A 19,869-nucleotide genomic window follows, 5' to 3' on the forward strand; every position below is an offset into this window, starting at 1 on the left:
AAGGGAAATGAAAAATCAGTTAACCTCTTCCCCTTCAACAAATACTTTCTTTACCGTACATTTAAAATCTACACCGGGTTTTTTGATGTCCATGACAACGATATCCGCGCTTTTTCCTTTTTCTAAAGTACCCAGCTCTTTATCAAAACCGTACAATCTGGCGGGATTTAAAGACAAAAGCTTACTAACTTCCAATATTGATTTTTCGAGTGAAGCAGGCTTTTCAAAAAGCGAGCCCGTCAAATAGCCGGAAATATTTTTCATATAAATATTAAGAAAATTCTGAAAAGCTTTATCCGTTGTCAACACGCTTCCAAAGAGCGTGCTAATGGATCCTTTTAGCCTGAGAACATCTTTTCCGACTTCGCAGATTTTTCCGCCCATTTCAAATTCTTTAATACCGCAGGCACTGCCGGCCGGAAACATCGCATCCGTAACCCCTATTACCCCGGAATTAAAGTTTTTAAGAAAGGCTACGATCCACCTCGGGTTTACATGGTAATAATCACAGATAATTTCTATATAAATTTTATTCCTCAGGAAAAAAGCGGCATCAAGGATACCGCCGCCCTTAAAATTTTGGCTCATCGGACCGTTTCCAAAATGAATGAGAACTTTTACACCGGCCTCATAAGCGAGCATGAACTCTTCATAGGAAGCCCCGCTGTGTCCGACACCGGCAACAACATTGTTCTTTACAAGATGCTTTATTAGTTTTATTGCAGAAGATCCCCATTCCGGAGCTACAAGCACCCGTTTAATTGTTCCTCCGGAGATTTTCATGAGACGGTCAAAAAGTCTAACATCAGGTTCTTTTAAATATTTCAAGCTTTGTGCGCCGGCATACAGAGGATCTTTAATAAATACACCTTCTATATCAGCACCAAGAAGCTTTGCCCCTCCGGCATAAGTATTAACGTAAAGACCGGCATATTTCAAATATTTACTGATGTTTTCTTCGCTGTTTGTTCCGGTGCTTAATATCATGGAAGTTGTTCCATGTTTTGCATGTGTTTTTAATATTGTTTCTATCCCTTTCGCATAATTCTCTTCATTTCTTATAAATGCCTTTTTCTTAATATCAAACCGCCCGCTAGAAGAATCATACCCCCCTCCCCCGTGAATATGCGTATCAAAAAACCCCGGGAGTACATAAGCTCCTTTTGCATCTTCTATGTAGTCAGCTTTCAGCTTACCCGAAACTATTTTAGATATTTTCCCGTTATCAATAAGTAAAGAACCTTTCTTAATCCCGGCTGGAGTTACTATTTTTCCGTTAATTATTGCAGTTTGCATTTTAACACTCCGTGTAGTTAGTTCATAAAGTTTATAAGGTTTTTAAAGTTTGTAAAGTTATTTTTAAAGGTAGCATTATATACTTTTTTACTCTCTGAGCCTCAGCTTCTTCGGCCTTTTGTCATCCGGCTTCTGGCCTCAGTCCTCAATTCTCTTTCGCTCTTACCGAGCCTCTGCGCATCTGAGCATCCGCGCCTCTAACGGTCTTTATTCTCCAGCTCCATTACCAGATGAACCTGTTTGGCGGCTTCGTCAAATCCGAGTTTTTTATAAAGTTGATAGGCATTAGGATTATCTTCAAGTACTTCTATTCGGGCAAGTTTCATACCGTTCGTTTTAAAAACTTTAAGCGCATGTTTTAATAACCGGGTGCCAAATCCGGCTCCCTGATGCTCAGGGTGAATTGCCAGAGCATGAACCTTTCCCACTGAAAATCTTTTTTCCATGGAGGTAATTATAAACCCGGTTATTTTTCCTTCAAGGTCCATTACATACGCACCTGAAGGATAATTTTCAACATCTCTCATAATATCAACCGCTTTCCGTTCCCACCAGTCAAACCCGATAATTTTCCCGAATTTATCTTCTATACGTTTATCAATGGACCCTATAGCGAAAGAATCGCGGAGAATCTCGACAAGTGTAACATATTCTTCTTTTTTACAAACACGTATCATAAAAGGATTTTACCAGAACTTGACATTTGATTCAATTACTTACTTTGACCCGAAATCCGAAGAGAAAGCATGTCGTTATTGACTTACATAATATTAAAGTTCAGAAGGATTTCGGGTTCGATTCCGCTTCCGCCAATGATATAGGGCGGATCTTTCGAAGAGACTACAAAACTACTGGATTTCACTGATTATACAATAAACTAGAGGCTTTATTAAGTTCTAATTCGAATCGTTCTACTTCGTTTTTGGGATTTGATTTTTTAGTTAAACAAATTGCAGCGCCGCTTCAATTGCATTATTTTATAAGCACTTATCAGCAGTCAAATCACTTAAAACAAAAGCGCTTTGAGATTTTACCCCCAAAGCGCTCTTTTTGATCTACAATCTTACAATCTGTGTCATCTCTTTTAAATCTCTTCTAAAGATCCGCCCTATATTATTGGCGGATGTGTCATCAGAAGAAGTTTACTTCTTCTCGTCTTCGACCTTAAAGTCGGCATCCACTACGTTGTCGCCTTCTTTCTTTTTTCCGGCGTCGGCTCCCGCTCCTGCATTTGGATCCTGCGGTCCCGCACCGGGCGCTCCCTGCTGTTGCTGTTGCTGCGCCTGCTGGTAGATGGCTTCACCAAGTTTCTGGGAGACCTTCTTTAAATTTTCCAGCCCGGCTTTTATGCCTTCCGTATCATTCGCTTCCACTTTTTTCTTAAGCTCAGCGATCGCGTCGGTAATAGCGGTTTTCGTGGCTTCATCCACTTTTGCCGCATGTTCCGCAAACGTTTTCTCCGTCTGATAAATCAAAGAGTCAGCTTCATTCTTTACCTGTATCTCTTCCGCCTTCTTCTTATCATCCGTTGCGAACTGTTCCGCCTGCTTTACCATTTTTTCTATTTCTTCTTTTGAAAGTTTGGTCGGCGCGGTTATCTTCATAGACTGCTCTTTGCCGGTACCAAGATCTTTTGCCGAGACATGAATGATGCCGTTTGCATCTATATCAAACGCCACCTCAATCTGAGGCATACCTCTCGGAGCCGGAGCAATACCTACAAGCTGAAAACGCCCGAGCGTTGTATTATCCGCCGACATTGCTCGTTCACCCTGAAGTACATGTATCTCTACACTCGGCTGATTGTCCGCCGCAGTAGAAAATATCTGACTCTTTTTCGTGGGTATCGTTGTATTCCTTTCTATAAGCTTTGTAAATACTCCGCCCAGAGTTTCAATACCGAGAGATAACGGAGTTACATCCAGAAGAAGCACATCTTTAATGTCTCCGGTAAGGACTGCACCCTGAACTCCGGCGCCCATAGCTACACACTCCATCGGATCCACTCCGCGCTCAACCACTTTACCTATTACTTCTTCCACAAACTTCTGAACGATCGGCATTCTGGTAGGACCGCCGACCATAATTACTTTATTTATATCTTTAGCAGTCAGCTTTCCGTCTGAAAGCGCCTGCTCTACCGGCTTTCTGCAGCGATCGATAGTCGGACGCACCAGGTCTTCAAGCTTTGCCCTGGTCATTTTCATGACCAGATGTTTCGGACCTGAAGCATTCGCAGAAATAAACGGCAGATTAACATCCGTCTCAAGGGTTGTGGAGAGCTCTATCTTTGCTTTCTCCGCCGCCTCGCGAAGGCGCTGTACTGCCATCTTGTCTTTCTTTAAATCAATACCTTCTACTCTCTGAAATTCACCGGCTATATAGTCGATGATAGAATTGTCCATGTCGGTACCGCCAAGCAGCGTGTCGCCGCTAGTGGAAATTACTTCAAAGACGCCTTCCGCCATATGCATAATCGTGACATCTAATGTTCCGCCGCCAAGGTCAAACACCAGGATCTTTTGTTCTTTTCCTGCTTTGTCAAGCCCGTAGGAAAGACAAGCCGCCGTCGGCTCATTTATTATCCTGACCACTTCCAGACCTGCGATAGTACCCGCGTCTTTTGTTGCCTGTCTCTGGTTGTCGTTAAAATACGCCGGAACGGTAATGACTGCTTTTTCTACTTTCTCGCCTAAAAACGCTTCTGCATCTGCTTTAATTTTTTGAAGAATATAAGCCGAAATTTGCTGGGGCGTATATTCCTTGCCGTAAATTTTTACTTTGTAATCTGAACCCATCTTTCTTTTGATGGCAATCACAGTACCTTCAGTATTGGAGACCGCCTGACGTCTTGCCGGTTCTCCTACGAGTTTCTGCCCGTCTTTCGTAAAAGCCACATAAGAAGGGAATGCTTTTCCTCCTATGGAAGTGCCTTCCGCAGAAGGAATAATCGTAGGTTTTCCGCCTATCATTGCGGCTGCTGCCGAGTTACTCGTACCTAAATCTATTCCTATTATTTTAGCCATATTTTTATCCGCCTCTAGAACTTTAGGGCAAGCTTTGAATTAAAACTTGCCCCAAGCCTAATTATTTTAGTACATTCCTCCGCCCATGCCACCCATTCCGCCCATACCACCGCCGCCCGGCATCGGTGCTTCACTTTTTTCTTCCGGAATATCGGTAATGAGTGTTTCAGTCGTCAGAAGAAGTCCCACAACGCTTGCTGCGTTCTGAAGAGCAGTCCTTGTGACTTTTGTCGGATCAATAATCCCGCCCTTGACCAGATCTTCATATTCACCGGTCAAAGCATTAAAACCGTAATTGACATCTTTTTCTTTCTTGATCTTGTCTACTACTACAGACGGTTCTTCTCCGGCATTGTATACGATCTGTCTTACCGGTTCTTCAAGCGCCCTTCTTAATATATTAACGCCCACCATTTCATCTTCTTTAAGCTTTATGGAATCCAGAGCTTTAAGAGCACGAAGGAGCGCAACACCGCCGCCGGGAACAATACCTTCTTCCACCGCCGCGCGAGTCGCATGAAGAGCATCTTCAAATATCGATTTTCTTGCTTTCATTTCAGGTTCAGTCGCAGCGCCCACATTGATTACCGCAACACCACCCGCAATCTTGGCAAGACGTTCCTGAAGTTTTTCTTTGTCATAATCGCTCTTGGTTTCACCTATCTGATTTCTTATCTGGCTGATCCTGCCTTGAATATCTTTCTTATTTCCGGCACCTTCAATTATCGTAGTGTTATCTTTATCAATCGAGACTCTTTTTGCTCTGCCAAGATCGGCAATATCAATACTTTCCAGCTTTACACCGAGCTCTTCGGCAATCATTTTGCCGCCGGTAAGTATCGCTATATCCTCAAGCATTGCTTTTCTTCTGTCTCCAAAGCCCGGGGCTTTTACAGCGCATATTGCTAAAGTGCCTCTGATCTTATTGACTACTATAGTCGCAAGCGCTTCGCCTTCAACTTCTTCGGCGATTATGATAAGCGGTTTGCCTTTCTGCACGACCTTTTCAAGTATAGGAAGAAGATCTTTCATTGCGGATATTTTTTTCTCATGAATTAAAATATACGGATCTTCGAGAACGGCTTCCATTCTGTCCGCATTGGTTACAAAGTAAGGAGAGAGGTAGCCTTGATCAAACTGCATACCTTCGACCAGGTCTACTGTGGTCTCCGTGCCTTTTGCTTCTTCAATCGTTATGACACCGTCTTTTCCGACTTTGTCCATTGCGTCTGCTATAAGATCGCCGACTTTCTGGTCATTGTGAGCGGAAACCGCGCCAACCTGCGCTATTTCTTTTTTATCTTTTACGTCTTTGCTGAATTTTTTAAGTTCGGCAACAACTGCTTCGACGCCCCTGTCAAGCCCTCTTTTAATTGCTATCGGGTTTGCGCCTGCGGTTACATTCTTTAAACCTTCCCTGAAAATTGCGTAGGCAAGTACTGTCGCTGTAGTTGTGCCGTCACCCGCTACATCGGAAGTTTTTGATGCAACTTCTTTTAGTAACTGCGCGCCCATATTTTCAAAGGGTTCAGGAAGTTCAATTTCCTTCGCCACCGTTACACCGTCGTTAGTAACAGTCGGAGCTCCAAATTTTTTGTCTATTACAACATTTCTTCCCCTCGGTCCCATCGTTACCTTTACCGCATTGGCAACCGCTTCCACGCCCTTAAGAAGGGACTTTCTTGCGTCTTCTGAAAAACTTAACTGCTTAGCCATATTACATTTCCTCCATTGTCAATTTTGACTTATTTTTGTTATTTTGTTTTTCTCTTTCAGATTTCTTCGAATTTCGAGTTTAGAATTTCGAATTTGCACTTCTGTTATTTTTCGATTATTGCGAGAACATCTTCTTCTCTCATAATGAGATGCTTGTCCCCGTCAATGGTGATTTCGTTGCCTGCGTATTTCGCAAACATTACAGTATCACCTTTTTTCACGGAAAGAGGTTTCTTCGTTCCGTTTTCCAGAATCTTACCGGCTCCGACTGCTATTACTTTTCCTTCTTCCGGTTTTTCCTTCGCTGAATCAGGGATTATTATCCCGCCTTTCTTTGTCTCTCCGCCTTCAAGCGGCTTTACCAAAATCCTGTCTTCCAATGGCTTTATATTCATACTACCTTGCACCTCCTATAGAATTTATGCCCTTTTAAAGGCATTTTTTTGTATTTTTCAGAGATTTTACAACTAGCTACACCCCTAATATAAGCAATTTTCGTGCCAACCTTTAATAACAAACAAAAAAGCATTGAAATACCTTGATTTTTATGAGTTATTACCTTTTAGAAGGAAGTTATCAACACCTTTATCAACAGCTAAAAATGTTTCATATTGGTACATGCGCAGAGGATAAGGGAAATACAGTAAATCAATGTGTCCCATAATAGAGCATGTCAATTAGCGGTGACTGTCACCCCAAATACTTTGTTATATAAAGGCATTTGAGTGTGTCAGCTGTGAATTGGTAACCAGTCATCTAAAAAATTATAATTGTATTACACCTTACTCGGTTGTATAATTATATTTATGAAACCAATTAAATTTTTCCTGATTCTGGTTTTTCTTTCTTTTTCTTCTTCCCTCTTTTCCGGGTTTTCTATGGATTGAGTGGAGACGACTGTTTTGCACCAAAAGGGACAGTCCCTAAGGGACTGTCCCTTTTATGGACAGGTACTTACTTTTTTCTCATTATATTTAGTTCATTGTTATATTCTGTTCTTGTCAAATACTCCTTCCATTGTCTTTTAGAAATTTCCGTATATTTAAAGAAGTCATCAGATATTATTATATTATTTTCCTGTTTTAAATGTCCCCTGGCGCTTGACCATTTCCAATCATCAGATTTTTTGACTAACCCGGCTCTAACAGGATTTCGCTCAACATATCTAACTGCAATTGCAAGATGTTTACTGTCTAATGATTTAGAAAAATATCTATCGCCCCAGACATGCCCGCTCTTCCCATACTTTCTATTAAAATAAAAGCCATATGTGCCATTGACACCTCGAAACGACATAGAAAGTGATCTGTCATTTCTTGGAATAACTATAAGATGCACGTGATTTTTCATCAAACAATAAGCAAGGATGCTCATCTCATATCTTAACGCCATATCTTTAAGCAACTCAAGATAATATTCCCTATCATTATTATCATTAAATATTGTTTGTTTGCAGTTACCCCTTTGACAGATATGATACGGCATATTAACATCGACTAAACGTGCTGTTCTTGGCATAGTTTTCACCCCTTAAGTGAATTTTAAGAATAATAACATTTATTTTCATAGTTGTCAACTGCAGAAAAAAGGGACAGTCCCTAAGGGACTGTCCCTTTCTTTTAAATTTGGTTAGTTCTTCGCGGGCGATGTTTACCCAGCGGGTGATTCTTGTGAGGTCGTTTTGAATGGTATGCAGGTCTTTCATTATTATTTCCAAAGGGAGTTTGCCGGCGGTGTTAAGAGTGGTTTTAATATCTTCCCTTACGGCTTTTTCATTGAATTGCACGGCAATCTGGGAGGGATTTGGTTTTCTTGAAAAAACATATTTATTTCCGAGCGTAGCCGCCATCAGTTCCTGATCCGCCCAGGGAGAAACGGAAACTCTTCTGATATTCGGCATCACTTTCAATATATTATCTATCCCTAAATGAAGACCCTCACAGCAGCCGTAACAAACCAGTCCGAACTTTTCAGCTATGGGAGCCTGATACTTCAGGATAAAATTCATTGAACATATCCGGCCCGCCTGAGCCGACATAATCATCTTCATTCGCGAGAGAAAGAAGCCCTTCCTTTTCAAACCAGCTCTGGAAATGCAGATGCTCTTCCATGAAGAATTTCATTATGCGGTGGACATTTTCCGGCTGGTCGTACATATATAGCATAAGATTTTCCAGCCCGATCAGTTTAATAACTTCCTGGGTCAGCCCCGAAGACCACCAGTACTTTCCGCGTATCCGTACGGGAAGAAGGTCTCCGAATATGGATTTAGCTCTCTCGATTTTTTTAAATGTACCGTCACGGTCAACTGAAAGAGTGCGGAATTTTAATTTTGGAATATCTTTATCAAGGTCCTTGATCGGCGGTACCTAGACAAAACTCCCCCGTTTTTAACTTTCCACGGGATATTAAAATACGGTTCAAAAGGCAGGTCATCCTTAATATTTTCCATCTGAAAGATACTCATCCTTAGATCCGACTCCCAATTACGAAGCTCGCTGTCTTCGCACTGCAGAGATGATTCCGGAACAAGTTCGCTCCAGGAGCCCTCAGGATACACAAGTACAACAGGTCTTATAGGCTTTAAGGCTTTTGCAGAGTTTCTTTTTCTCAATATTTTCCGGCTTCTCGCAGAGTTCTCTTTTCATTGCCGCAAGTGTTCTTAATATTTCTTTTTCTTTGTTTGTCATAATTACTCCAATCATTTAAATATTATCTTTGTAATACCTCTTTATTTTGACACTTAAAAAGGATAATCGCAACTGTTTATTTACTTTTTTCTGCCGGGTAATCCTGCTGAAGTATTTTATTAATTATATCAGGTTTATAATAAATATCTCTATATTTTTCGGGACCAAAAAGGTCCATTCCTACCCGCCAAGCAATCAATTTTTCTCCATTCTCCGAGCAATTGTAATAACCTTCAGGAGTAAATGATACCCATTCAAAGCCTTTGCCAAATGTCGTTAATAGTAATTTATCTGTTACCAGATCGCGTATTTCACTTGTATCTCCACCTGTATATAATGAAAGGTATTTTGGGGCAAAACCTAATATTTTGGCTAATGTAAGATTATATTTATCTTCCGGCTGTATTAGCTTTCTTGAATTTATTTCCCAAATCAAACTAAAACGATGTGGACCTGAACCCTGTCCAGGATGGTGTGAACCTACGCCAAAATATTTATTATCAGAGCTGAAGAATTGCGTATAACCATCACACATCTCATCACTTTTAAGATTACAAATTATTTTATCATTTGCAAATTCATATATAGAAATAGACACACCAGACGAATGATTCCCTATGGCATAATACTTACCATTTGAACTAAAGCTTAGATCATAATCATAATGGATAATTTCTAGAGGTATTTTAATGGCGCGAACCAACACTCCGGTATCTATTTCTCGCACTTCTGTTGTATTGTTGCCAATATACAAGGCAACATACATCTCATTATTACTAATATCAGCATAATAACCATTAAATGTTTGAATTATTTTTCCGGTACTTATTTCAAAAACCTTAGCTTTTCCGCCTTCGTTTTCTAAAATCAAATACTTTCCGCTTGGACTTAACTCTGTCCTTAAAATATTACTTTCCTTCTCGGTAAATTCAAACATTTTTTTGCTATTGTCAGTTCTCCAAATATTTACCTTTCTTGAACTATTCATCACAATAAATTTGCCATCCGAACTATAAGTTGAATTACACATGTATTCGTACTTTTCGATATTTTTACATAATTCTCCGCTATCTATATCCCAAATTTCAACTGCTTCTCTCACACTTCCGGTAGCAAGATATTTACCATCCGGGCTGATGCTCATAGAGTATATCTCGCTTCTTTTGTCATATCCTTTTAAACTTTTAATTACTTTGCCACTATCTACATTTAATATATTTACTTCATTAACATTTGCTACAGCAATGTACTTATTGTCCTTTCCAATTTTAAGTGACGAAGTACTTCCCCCAGGTAAATAATCAACTGTTGCATAATTTTGACTGATTGACTCAATGACTCTTTTGCATTCTTCGTTTTCTCTTAATTGCTTTTTACTTTTTAGATCCCAAATACCACCCCCAACAATATACTTCATATCCGGAGTAAATCTTACTGAATAAACAAGACTGAACGGTTCAAGATCAGCCTTGAAAGAATGCCACAATCGGCCCGTCTTGACTTCCCATATTTCTACCTCTCCCTGACTATTACTAGAAGCAAGAAATTTTCCATCCGGACTGAAATTAACCGAGAAAATAAGATGGGAAGGCTGTCGCTGCGGAATCAACTCAGGTTTTTCTTCTGCTGAAGTTAAAGTTACCAGTATGAGTAGAAATACAAGTAGAGAAAGGAATCTTATTTTGGTTATTATTTTCATTTCCTATCCACCCCTCTGCTTTGATTTATTACTCTTTTGGAATAGAATATTCCGTTTCCAGTACATTTATTATCTCTTTTAAATCTTCCGGGAACGGGGCACGTAGGTGCAGGGACCTGTGGGTTTTCCAGTACATGAACATCGCATCGGAGGAGTGCAGGGTCAGGCGCTCTGAAACGAGCGGGGCTCTTCCTTTTCTCGGTAAACTCAGGGCTTTTCTGTCACCGTAAACGTGGTCATACGCTAAAGGCCTGCCTATAGATGCCATGTGAATCCTTATCTGATGGGTACGGCCTGTTTTTGGCTCCACCTCTAAAAGTGTATATCCTTTAAATCTTTTTCTTATACGATAAAAGGTCAGGGACTTTTTCCCGGTACTTGAGATCTTTACTTTGCCTGAAGAACCCTTAAGAATAGGGAGAGTTACCTGACCTTCTTTCATAACTTCCCCTTTTACAAGAGCAAGATAAAGTTTCCGCATTTTCAGATCCATTATTATCTCTGTCATCTTTGACTGCGCTTCGCGGGTTTTTGCAATTATCAAAACACCGCTCGTGTCTTTATCTATTCTGTGCACCGGAAAGACCTGCGCGCCTGCAAGATGCTCCATCGCCGCATCAATCGCCGATTTTTCTTTCGGATGCTTGTTGTCCCTGATTGATAAAAGCCCCGACGGTTTATTAAAAACCAGCAGGTTATTATCTTCAAATATTATCTCCGGTATATTCACTTGAATCCTTTTGGAGCTTTTTTGATTTTTAACATCTTTCCGCCGCTTCTTATAGAATCCGTAGCCGTGCAGCCCACAGCCACGCTCATTCTTCCGGCAAGCGCCGTGGAAACGGGCTTTTTGCCTTTCAAAAGATAATCCAGAAAATCCTCCACGATTATGGAATCAGCGCCGAAATGATTACCTTTTCCTGTTTTTACTTTATATTTTATTTCTTTAACCTTGTCCATAAACCTGTAATTCTGTCTAAGCTTTACGATAACTGTATCCCCGTCGTTTAAATTCTCGATCCTGCCTTTTGTACCGATCAAGGTGTAATTTCTAAAATACTCCGGGGCAAAATGGCATTGCAGATACGTAGCCTTGATCCCGTTTTCCAGCTCCATTATAACCTCACTGTTATCCTCGACATCCACTTCTTTCCGGAAACAACACTTGTTTATCCTGGAATAATCCGCTTCCAGGCAGGTTTTTCTGATCTTGCAATCCGGGCACCGGAGGTTGTTGGACTTGTTACCGCCGAAAAAATCCAGAGAACCAAAAGCGGAAACTTTCTTCGCGTACGAACCGGTCAGATAATGTATCATATCAATATCATGCGAGCCCTTCTGAAGGAGCAGAGAATAAGTATTTTTTCTTGTACCATGCCAGTCATGAAAATAGAAATGACCCCCAAAGCCCACAAAATGCCTTACCCAGGCTGCCTTAATATCTCCGATCTTTCCTGAGTCTATTATTTTCTTCATAAGTTTAAAGAGAGCCATGTGGCGCATGTTAAACCCAACCATTAACTTTACTCCGGAAGCTTTCCATGCTTTTAAAACCCGGTCGCATCCTTCAGTAGTGATCGCCATCGGTTTTTCCAGATAAACATGTTTTTTTGCCTTAAGCGCCGCTATAGTATACTCTTCATGCGTAAAATCAGGGGAAGTAATGACAATAGCGTCTATATCTTTTCTTTTAAGAAGCTCTTTGTAATTGGTTGTAATAAAAACATCCGGCCCCATTATCTTCTTAAATTCTTCCAGTGCCTTTAAACTGATATCCGCCCCACCGGCAACAACAGCCCTCTTTTTCGGCTGGTGGAACCACCTTCGAAGATCCTCCCCTCGCCCGGTGACGCCGATTATTCCTATGCGAAGTATTTTATTGCTCATAATCTTCTCCTTGTTGTTGTTTGAAAACCGTTAGAACGTTCCACGTTATCACGTTACTCACGTTCCAAATTAATGTGTTATTATTAAATTAAAAACTTTTATTCTTAATATTTCTAAATTAATATTGCGGAGTGTTTTATTCCGCTTCATTAAATTGTCAATTGTAAATCGTAATTCGTAAATTTCTTTTTACTACTTTTTCCTCTTCATTACATAAACAAAATCCCTTGTATGAGGTTTCAAATAGCGTCCGGGTACTCCGTATAATCTGTCGTTTAAATGTGAGGCTTTTAAAATGAGCTCTCCGTTCTTTCCTTTTTTATACTCGCCTTTTTCATCTTTTTCAGGGGTGTAAACTTCACAGGCGACATTAACAAGGTTCATGTCCAGATGCATTGCTTCCTCCACCCCGGCAGCAAGCATGGCTTTTGCAAGCGTGTAAGCGGAAACTGAGTTACCTATCGCAAAAACTGCTTTCTTATCTTTAGTGATCCCCAGTCCGGTACGCCAGACATAAATGCTTTTATTTTTATCCGCAGAAAGACCCCAGTACCTGTTCTTATCGTTAAATAGCCCTTTTCTGATAAGAGATTTCAAGTTCTGTCTATAGGAGACCAGCGAAGCTGTTTCTTTTATATCCTCGCCCCAAACCCCTATGTTTATAGAGCCGTCGGCATACATTGCAAGTGTTTCAATATCTTTAACAGCGGGTAAAAGAACATCGCCGTCTATCATCATGCCGTAAGAGCCGTGAACAGCCTGGAACCCTCCGGAAAAAGCAAAGAGCAATCTTTTCCTGATCTCCTCATCCTCCGGTATTATTCCCTTTCCTTTTATTCCTGTTGTAGAAACAGGATGGATCGTACCGGCAACAGGAGTGAATTCCACCTGGCCGGCGTCAATATATAGAAGGTCCACAAGAGCGTAAGGCCTCTCGGAATCCGGCCTGAAAATAGTCCTTGCCAAAAGCGGATGATTTTTCTCGTCCCCCTCCGGCAGGGAAGTCGTAGTCCAGATACCTTCCCCTTTTAAAATATCATTTTTAATCACAGGTTCAATATTTTTTAACGCCGAAGTTGCCTCGCCCTCTTTAAACTCACTCTTAGTACTGCTAAAATACCTTGTGGCCGAATAGATAAGACTGTCAAACCAATCCTTTACGGAAAAGAAAAACGCTTCCATATTTCCCACAGCTTCCGGCCCGATTATCCCCCTGCCAAAATTAACGCAGGAAGCAATCCAACTTTCTTCACCTTTAACCTCCGGAAAGTATTTTAATTCTCCGGCTTCCGGGGAAATACTCCCTTTTATAGGATCCAGGGAAGTTTCCTTTTTCAGCTCTTTAAGGAGATAATTTACCGAAAGTTTAAAACCTTTTTCTTCCCAGGTAAGCTGTATTTTTTTTACACCGGGCTTGAAGACAAATACTTTTTTATAACTTCCCGACGTTCTTATTGTGGTTATAGATTGAAAATTCGCGCCCATGGAAGTCGCGAAAGCCACCCAGCCGCTCTTCACATCATAAACACCCTCTTCGGCGTCGGGAGTTTTAGAGAGGTTGATAATATTTTTAACTTTTCTTATAACGCCTTTCGCATTTACTTTTAAATTTGCCGAATATATTTCGGCCGGAGTGCTCTCATCTTCGGAAAGGGAGAACACAACTGTTTTTGAAAAGCCCCTGTCCAAAGAGTAAAGATCTATCTTCTCGCCGGCTTCATCATATACGCTTTTTATCAGATGCTTTTCCGCCAGCTCGTTAAGTTTAACGCAAAACTCTTTTTCCTGTTTTGTAGGAAACGCATTCTTTACGGCAAAGGAAATAACTGCAATAACTGCCGCTGCTATAATTCCTAAAAAAACAGGACTTTTTATAATTTTATTAAAATTCACAGCATTCCTTTCGTTATAGAATATTCACCCCTGAACCATTCGTCAAAACTCAGGTACAGGGTCATAAAAACACCATACGTCCTTCTTTTCTGCTTTTTTCTGCCGCAAAACCTATCAGATGACTGTCCAGGGACGATTCAAGCGACGAGGAGAGAAGTTTGGGATTATTTTGCCGCACGGCTTTAATAAATTCTTCCGTAAGGCCAAAATCCCCGCCTCCATGCCCGCTTTCCGCGCCCAGTCCCGGCACAATAGTATCGTAAGTTTTATTATAACCCGTAAAATCCGCAACCTTAATATACCTGGAATCCCCGATAAGTTCGCCTTTTGTGCCCATTATCCTTATCCTTCTTCCTGTAAGGCCCGTGCCAAATCCGGCAAGAGTAAAAGAAGCCGTGGCATTCCCTTCAAACTCCATAGAAACCACCTGGTGATCAACAACATTATTATCGCAACGATAAACACACCTGCCGTAGGGCCCTTCTCTGAGAGCTTTTAATCTCCCCTCTTTTGAAAGGTCTGTAGAGATCATGCTTATAGGCCATCCTGTCTGCTTCGGGTTCATATAGATCTTCAGGGCCGAATGCGGGCATTTCTTTTCCACCTTACAGCCGCCGGTGCACTTTGCTGTACTTCCCTTTGGCGCATTTTCTTTGCGATAGTACGTTAACGACCCGAAAGATGAGACCTTTTTGCATTTTTTTCCCATAAGCCAGCGGATAATATCCAGATCATGGGAGGACTTTGAAAAGATCATCGGCGACGAAACTTTTGTACTTCTCCAGTTACCCCGGACAAAACTATGGTCCATATGCCAGTACGATGCAGGTTCAATATGCTCTATGGTAATGATCCCGCCTATCTTACCGGAATCAACTATCTCTTTTATAGTTTTGAAAAATTTAGTATAGCGCAATACATAGCAAAGACCGAAAACTTTTTTATATTTTTTTGAAAGCGCCGTCATTTTTTTGCACTCGCTTTCTTTGGGCGACATAGGCTTTTCCATAAGGATATGATACCCTTTTTTAAAAGCCGCCATGAACGGGGCAAAATGCATATCATCTTTTGTGCAAATAATAACTACATCGGCAAATTTCTTGGCTTTAAAAACATCTTTCCAGTCATTAAAGGCATATTTCTTGTCAATATTATGTTTTTTCAGAAAAAGTTCCAGAAAGTCAGGCCTGGGTTCCGCTACGCCGACAATTTCCATTTCATCGGGACGGGAAAGACTGAAGCTCGAATATACGCCGCCTCTGGCTCCCGCTCCAATTATTATTGCTTTTACCGGTTTCATTATCTCTCCTGCTTTAGTAAAGTTTTAAGATCTATAGTTTTTATATTTAAAAAATTATCATAATCACTTTCTTTATCGGAAAACTCTTCTCTTATTTCCGCAATCTTTTTCATGTTTTCCAGAAGCAACTCTATAAGTACGGGATCAAAATGCGTGCCCTTGCCTTCTTTCAGAATAGAAATAACTTTTTCTTCCGGCATCGGCGGTTTGTAAACTCTTTTACTGGAAAGGGCGTCGTAAACATCGGCCAGCGCTACAATCCTGCCTTCCAACGGAATATCTTCGCCTTTTATTTTTTGCGGATAACCGGTGCCGTCATATTTTTCATGATGAGTAAGCGCGACTATCCTGGATTTTGCAATTACGGGAATGGAGGAGTCTTTAAGTACTAAAGCACCTATAACAGTATGCTGTTCCATTACTGCTCTTTCTTCCGGTGTTAAAGGCCCCGGTTTTTGTAAAATAGCATCAGGAATGCCAAGTTTTCCTATATCATGCATGGGAGAGGACCAGAATATTAGTTCACACGCCTCCGGGCTCCATCCGAGTTTTTCGGAAAGAAGACGAGAATAATGGCTCACCCTTTTAATATGGTTTGCTGTTTCCTTATCTCTGCACTCTGCCGCTTCTGAAAGGCGGAATATTGTGTCAAAATGGGCATTTTTAAGATCTTCATTCAGTTCCGCATTTGCAATAGAGATTGCCGCCTGGGAAGAGAAAGATGAAATAATCTTCTCGTGAGAAGTTTTAAAAGCAACGGGGTGACCGTTTTCCATTGAATTAATAAGCTGTAACACCCCGGTAACCTCACCGTCCCTATTAATCATAGGAATAACAAGCATGGATACCGTATCGTACCCGTATTTTTTGTCAAAAGCAGGGTCATAGCTGTAATCTGCGGAAGAAGGAATATTTTTCACATCCGAAATATTAAGAAGCTTACCGGTAACCACCGTATACCCCGCCATGCTTTTCTTGGTGACCGGTATTACAAAAGTCTTTACTATTTCTTTCATTTTTTCTGGACCAAATTTCTCAAGGAGGGTTTTATTACGGCTGGCCTTAAATATCATTTTATCTTTCTTTACAAGGTAAATAGAGCCCCCATCAGCTCCCGTGACCTCCTGCGCCTTTGAAAGTATCTTATCCAAAAGCTTGGAAAGGTCATGCTCACTGGAAAGCGCTATCCCTATATCTAGTATTTCCTGAAAATCCTTTTCATTCATATAAATGTATAATACAATAAAGAGGTAAATAATACAATGTCAAAAGGCTCAAAGGCTCAAATCTTTGAGCCTGATGACACATCCGCCAATCATTTAGGGCGGATCCTTCGAAGAGATTTAAATGAGATGACACAGATGAAAATACAGAGATAAAGTAATTTGTTTATAACGTTATGCTAAAGAAAATCTTGAGAGACTCACTTAAACTTTGTCAATAGGCAGGTACTGTTTCCTTAAAAGTATTTACGATTTAGCGGACTGCTTTATCATTTTTCTTCTTATTGTGATTATCTCTAATTATTAAGATTATAGCTGCTATAGAATATATAGATCCCATGACCACTATTAACAATATATTATTTTTGGGATGTTTCCAATCTACCATTGATAAGGTCATGACAGCAAAAATTCCCCATACAACAATATTTTTAATAATTATTGGTATATTTTGAGGTTTTTTTCTTCCAAATAAAAATGCAATAGCTATAACCAATAGTATAAAAATATTATAAATTCCAAAAGCCCACCACATAAACCAAACAAATAGACCAACTATAAGAAGAGAAAATATAATACCTATTGTTTTCCATATTAAATTCAAATTATTTTTCCTTATTTAATATAATTTACGGTAATTCCGCCACCTTGTTCCAATCCATTCCGCCGGGCCAATAAACCGCTACTTACTTTATTTAGCAAAATTTTATTATAGCTTTAATCTCCAGAGACAGCACCTGCTTAATTCTTTAAGCTCAGTTTTGCTTTGATATACTGGTCCATGCTTTTGGCGGCTTTTTTGCCGGCGCCCATGGCGGCGATTACTGTGGCGGCACCTGTGGCGATGTCTCCGCCGGCGTAAACTCCGGGGACTGAGGTTTCTCCGGTCTCTTCGTTGGTTATGATATTTCCGTGCCTGCCTAATTTTAATTCGGGCATGGATTGAGGGATCAAAGGATTCGGGGATTGGCCGATGGCTGAAACTACCGTGTCCATCTCCATGATATATTCAGAGCCCGGTATCGGGACGGGGCGCCTTCTGCCGGAAGCATCAGGTTCGCCCAATTGGCATTTTATTACTTTAAGACCTGTAACCCTGCCGGTTTTTTCATCGCCCAGCACTTCCACCGGGGCTGTTAGTAAATGAAGTTTTACCCCTTCTTCAACGGCGTTCTCTATCTCTTCCTTCCTTGCGGGCATTTCTTCTTCGCTTCTTCTATATACTATATATACTTCTTTTGCGCCGAGGCGGAGAGAGCATCTCGCGGCATCCATTGCTACATTTCCCGCGCCTACCACCGCTACTTTACTGCCTATTCTGACGGGTGTATCCGTCTCGGGAAATTTATATGCTTGCATAAGGTTAATTCTCGTTAAATATTCATTTGCGGAGTAAACTCCTGCCAGGTTTTCCCCCGGAACTCCGAGGAAAGAAGGAAGGCCTGCGCCTGCTCCAATAAAAACAGCGGAAAACCCCTGTTTGAAAAGTTCGGTTACCGGAATAGTTTTACCCACAAGCACGTTGGTGATTATTTTTACCCCGAGCTTTTTAAGGTAATCTATCTCTATATCCAGTATTTCTTTCGGCAGTCTGAACTGCGGAATGCCGTAACGGAGCACGCCGCCTGTCGCGTGAAGGGATTCATATATAGTAACATCATATCCGAGCATTGCCAGATCTCCCGCGCACGTAAGACCTGCAGGGCCGGAGCCGGCAATTACCACCTTTGCGATCTTTTTTTCAGGAAGTTTTACTACATTCTTCTCAATACTTCCGGACTGCCGTTCTACATCGGCAACAAACCGTTCCAGACGGCCTATTCCCACCGGCTCATTTTTTTTACCCACTATACATTTCAGCTCGCACTGCTCTTCCTGCGGGCAAACCCGGCCGCAGACCGCCGGCAGGGAGTTTGTTCCTTTTATTTTTTTCGCAGCTTCATTATATTTTTTTTCACTTACAAGTTTTATGAACGCAGGAATATCAACATTTACCGGGCACCCTTCCACGCAAAAAGGTTTTTTGCACTGCAGGCACCGGGCGGCTTCTTTTAACGCGTCTGCTTCATTGTAGCCAAGCGCCACTTCATCAAAATTTTTCACCCGTTTTTCCGGGGCTTGCTTTAGCATATCTGTTTTTTTAGGATTAATAGGCATATTATCTGCACTCCCGGCATTTTAATTTATAAATTTCTGCGGAATTCTTTTCTTCATCTTTGAACTGATTCAAACGTTTCATCAGACCGTCAAAATCCACCTGATGCCCGTCAAAGGAGGGACCGTCCACACAGCCAAACAAGGTCTTACCGCCCACCGTTACCCTGCAGGCGCCGCACATTCCGGTAGCATCCAGCATGATAGGGTTTAAACTCACAATAGTCCTGACATTATAATTTTTCGTAAGCCCGGAGATCACTTTCATCATTATTACCGGACCTACCGCCACAACCAGATCAATGGACTTATCTTTTTCCAGAAGTTCTTTAAGCACATCGGAAACAAAACCTTTTCTGCCGTAAGAACCGTCGTCTGTTGTCACATATACGGCGTCGCTTACTTTTTTTAACTCCTCTTCAAAAAATAAAAGGGACTTATTTCTTGCCCCTATTATTGTGCTTACTTTTTTCCCGTCTTCATGCAGTTCTTTCACTTCCGGATAGATCTCGGCAATTCCCACCCCGCCGGCGACACAAACAATATTTTTAGCCCCCGAAAAATCCGTAGCCTTTCCAAGAGGCCCGAGAAGGTCTTTTAAAGAGTCACCTACTTTGAAATAAGCAAGCTCCATAGTAGATTTTCCCACTACCTGAAATACGATAGTAACCGTTCCCTTGCTTTTGTCTTTATCCGCAATAGTGAGCGGTATCCTCTCCCCGCCCTCTTTCAAGCGAAGCACAACAAACTGCCCGCTCTTTGCCGAACCCGCAATAAGCGGAGCCTCGACTTCGATAAGCTTGACGGTTTCCGATACGTCGCTGCGTTTAACGATCTTAAACATGCTGGCTCCTTTAAAATACCACACAAAATAATTACTAAGATCTAAATTCTAAGCACTAAACAAACTTAAAATAAAGAACAAAATTATAAATTCTAAACAAAATCATTGAGCCAATATTAAATACTTTCCTTTTTAGTGCTT

General features: G+C 41.0%; 17 protein-coding genes. All 17 read right to left on the reverse strand.

The genetic code is table 11. The features are described from left to right. Positions 1 to 15: 15 nt before the first annotated feature. Entirely contained in the window at positions 16 to 1,296 is a 1,281-nt protein-coding gene (locus A2536_08040; GenBank protein ID OGF44654.1) for a hypothetical protein, read from the reverse strand. A gap of 197 nt (positions 1,297 to 1,493) precedes the next feature. Continuing rightward, positions 1,494 to 1,973 (reverse strand): hypothetical protein, encoded by a 480-nt coding sequence (locus tag A2536_08045; protein ID OGF44655.1) that lies wholly within the window; start codon positions 1,971 to 1,973, stop codon positions 1,494 to 1,496. A 465-nt stretch (positions 1,974 to 2,438) separates the two neighbouring features. Continuing rightward, positions 2,439 to 4,322 carry a molecular chaperone DnaK gene (locus tag A2536_08050; protein ID OGF44656.1) on the reverse strand — a complete coding sequence of 628 codons (1,884 nt, stop codon included), beginning with the start codon at positions 4,320 to 4,322 and terminating at the stop codon, positions 2,439 to 2,441. Between the two features lie 66 nt (positions 4,323 to 4,388). Next, complete coding sequence (locus tag A2536_08055) at positions 4,389 to 6,038, reverse strand: chaperonin GroL (protein OGF44657.1); 1,650 nt, start codon at positions 6,036 to 6,038, stop codon at positions 4,389 to 4,391. 104 nt (positions 6,039 to 6,142) lie between these two features. Further along, positions 6,143 to 6,433: a co-chaperone GroES gene (locus A2536_08060; GenBank protein OGF44658.1), complete on the reverse strand. Its 291-nt coding sequence runs from the start codon at positions 6,431 to 6,433 to the stop codon at positions 6,143 to 6,145. A 559-nt stretch (positions 6,434 to 6,992) separates the two neighbouring features. Beyond that, entirely contained in the window at positions 6,993 to 7,556 is a 564-nt protein-coding gene (locus A2536_08065; GenBank protein OGF44659.1) for a hypothetical protein, read from the reverse strand. Continuing rightward, entirely contained in the window at positions 7,525 to 8,046 is a 522-nt protein-coding gene (locus A2536_08070) for a hypothetical protein (GenBank protein ID OGF44660.1), read from the reverse strand. The genes A2536_08065 and A2536_08070 overlap by 32 nt, the downstream gene beginning before the upstream one ends. Next, positions 8,009 to 8,203: a hypothetical protein gene (locus A2536_08075; GenBank protein OGF44661.1), complete on the reverse strand. Its 195-nt coding sequence runs from the start codon at positions 8,201 to 8,203 to the stop codon at positions 8,009 to 8,011. Before A2536_08075 ends, A2536_08070 begins: the two co-directional genes overlap by 38 nt. 601 nt (positions 8,204 to 8,804) lie before the next feature. Then, complete coding sequence (locus A2536_08080) at positions 8,805 to 10,427, reverse strand: hypothetical protein (protein ID OGF44662.1); 1,623 nt, start codon at positions 10,425 to 10,427, stop codon at positions 8,805 to 8,807. Between the two features lie 28 nt (positions 10,428 to 10,455). Further along, positions 10,456 to 11,157: a hypothetical protein gene (locus A2536_08085; GenBank protein ID OGF44663.1), complete on the reverse strand. Its 702-nt coding sequence runs from the start codon at positions 11,155 to 11,157 to the stop codon at positions 10,456 to 10,458. Further along, entirely contained in the window at positions 11,154 to 12,314 is a 1,161-nt protein-coding gene (locus tag A2536_08090; GenBank protein ID OGF44664.1) for an oxidoreductase, read from the reverse strand. The genes A2536_08085 and A2536_08090 overlap by 4 nt, the downstream gene beginning before the upstream one ends. 192 nt (positions 12,315 to 12,506) lie before the next feature. Beyond that, on the reverse strand, positions 12,507 to 14,207 hold the full coding sequence (locus A2536_08095; GenBank protein OGF44665.1) for a hypothetical protein: 1,701 nt from the start codon (positions 14,205 to 14,207) through the stop codon (positions 12,507 to 12,509). A 61-nt stretch (positions 14,208 to 14,268) separates the two neighbouring features. Further along, complete coding sequence (locus tag A2536_08100; protein ID OGF44666.1) at positions 14,269 to 15,507, reverse strand: hypothetical protein; 1,239 nt, start codon at positions 15,505 to 15,507, stop codon at positions 14,269 to 14,271. Further along, positions 15,507 to 16,733, reverse strand: a complete 1,227-nt coding sequence (locus A2536_08105; protein ID OGF44667.1) for a hypothetical protein — start codon at positions 16,731 to 16,733, stop codon at positions 15,507 to 15,509. Before A2536_08105 ends, A2536_08100 begins: the two co-directional genes overlap by 1 nt. 250 nt (positions 16,734 to 16,983) lie before the next feature. Further along, positions 16,984 to 17,334, reverse strand: coding sequence for a hypothetical protein (locus tag A2536_08110; GenBank protein ID OGF44668.1), 351 nt, complete (start codon positions 17,332 to 17,334; stop codon positions 16,984 to 16,986). Between the two features lie 137 nt (positions 17,335 to 17,471). Next, positions 17,472 to 18,887, reverse strand: a complete 1,416-nt coding sequence (locus tag A2536_08115; GenBank protein OGF44669.1) for a glutamate synthase (NADPH), homotetrameric — start codon at positions 18,885 to 18,887, stop codon at positions 17,472 to 17,474. Between the two features lies 1 nt (position 18,888). After that, positions 18,889 to 19,728 carry a ferredoxin-NADP reductase gene (locus A2536_08120; protein ID OGF44670.1) on the reverse strand — a complete coding sequence of 280 codons (840 nt, stop codon included), beginning with the start codon at positions 19,726 to 19,728 and terminating at the stop codon, positions 18,889 to 18,891. Between the last annotated feature and the right edge of the window lie 141 nt (positions 19,729 to 19,869).

The sequence above is a fragment of the Candidatus Firestonebacteria bacterium RIFOXYD2_FULL_39_29 genome (assembly GCA_001778375.1).
Classification (GTDB): Bacteria; Oederibacteriota; D2-FULL-39-29; order D2-FULL-39-29; family D2-FULL-39-29; genus D2-FULL-39-29.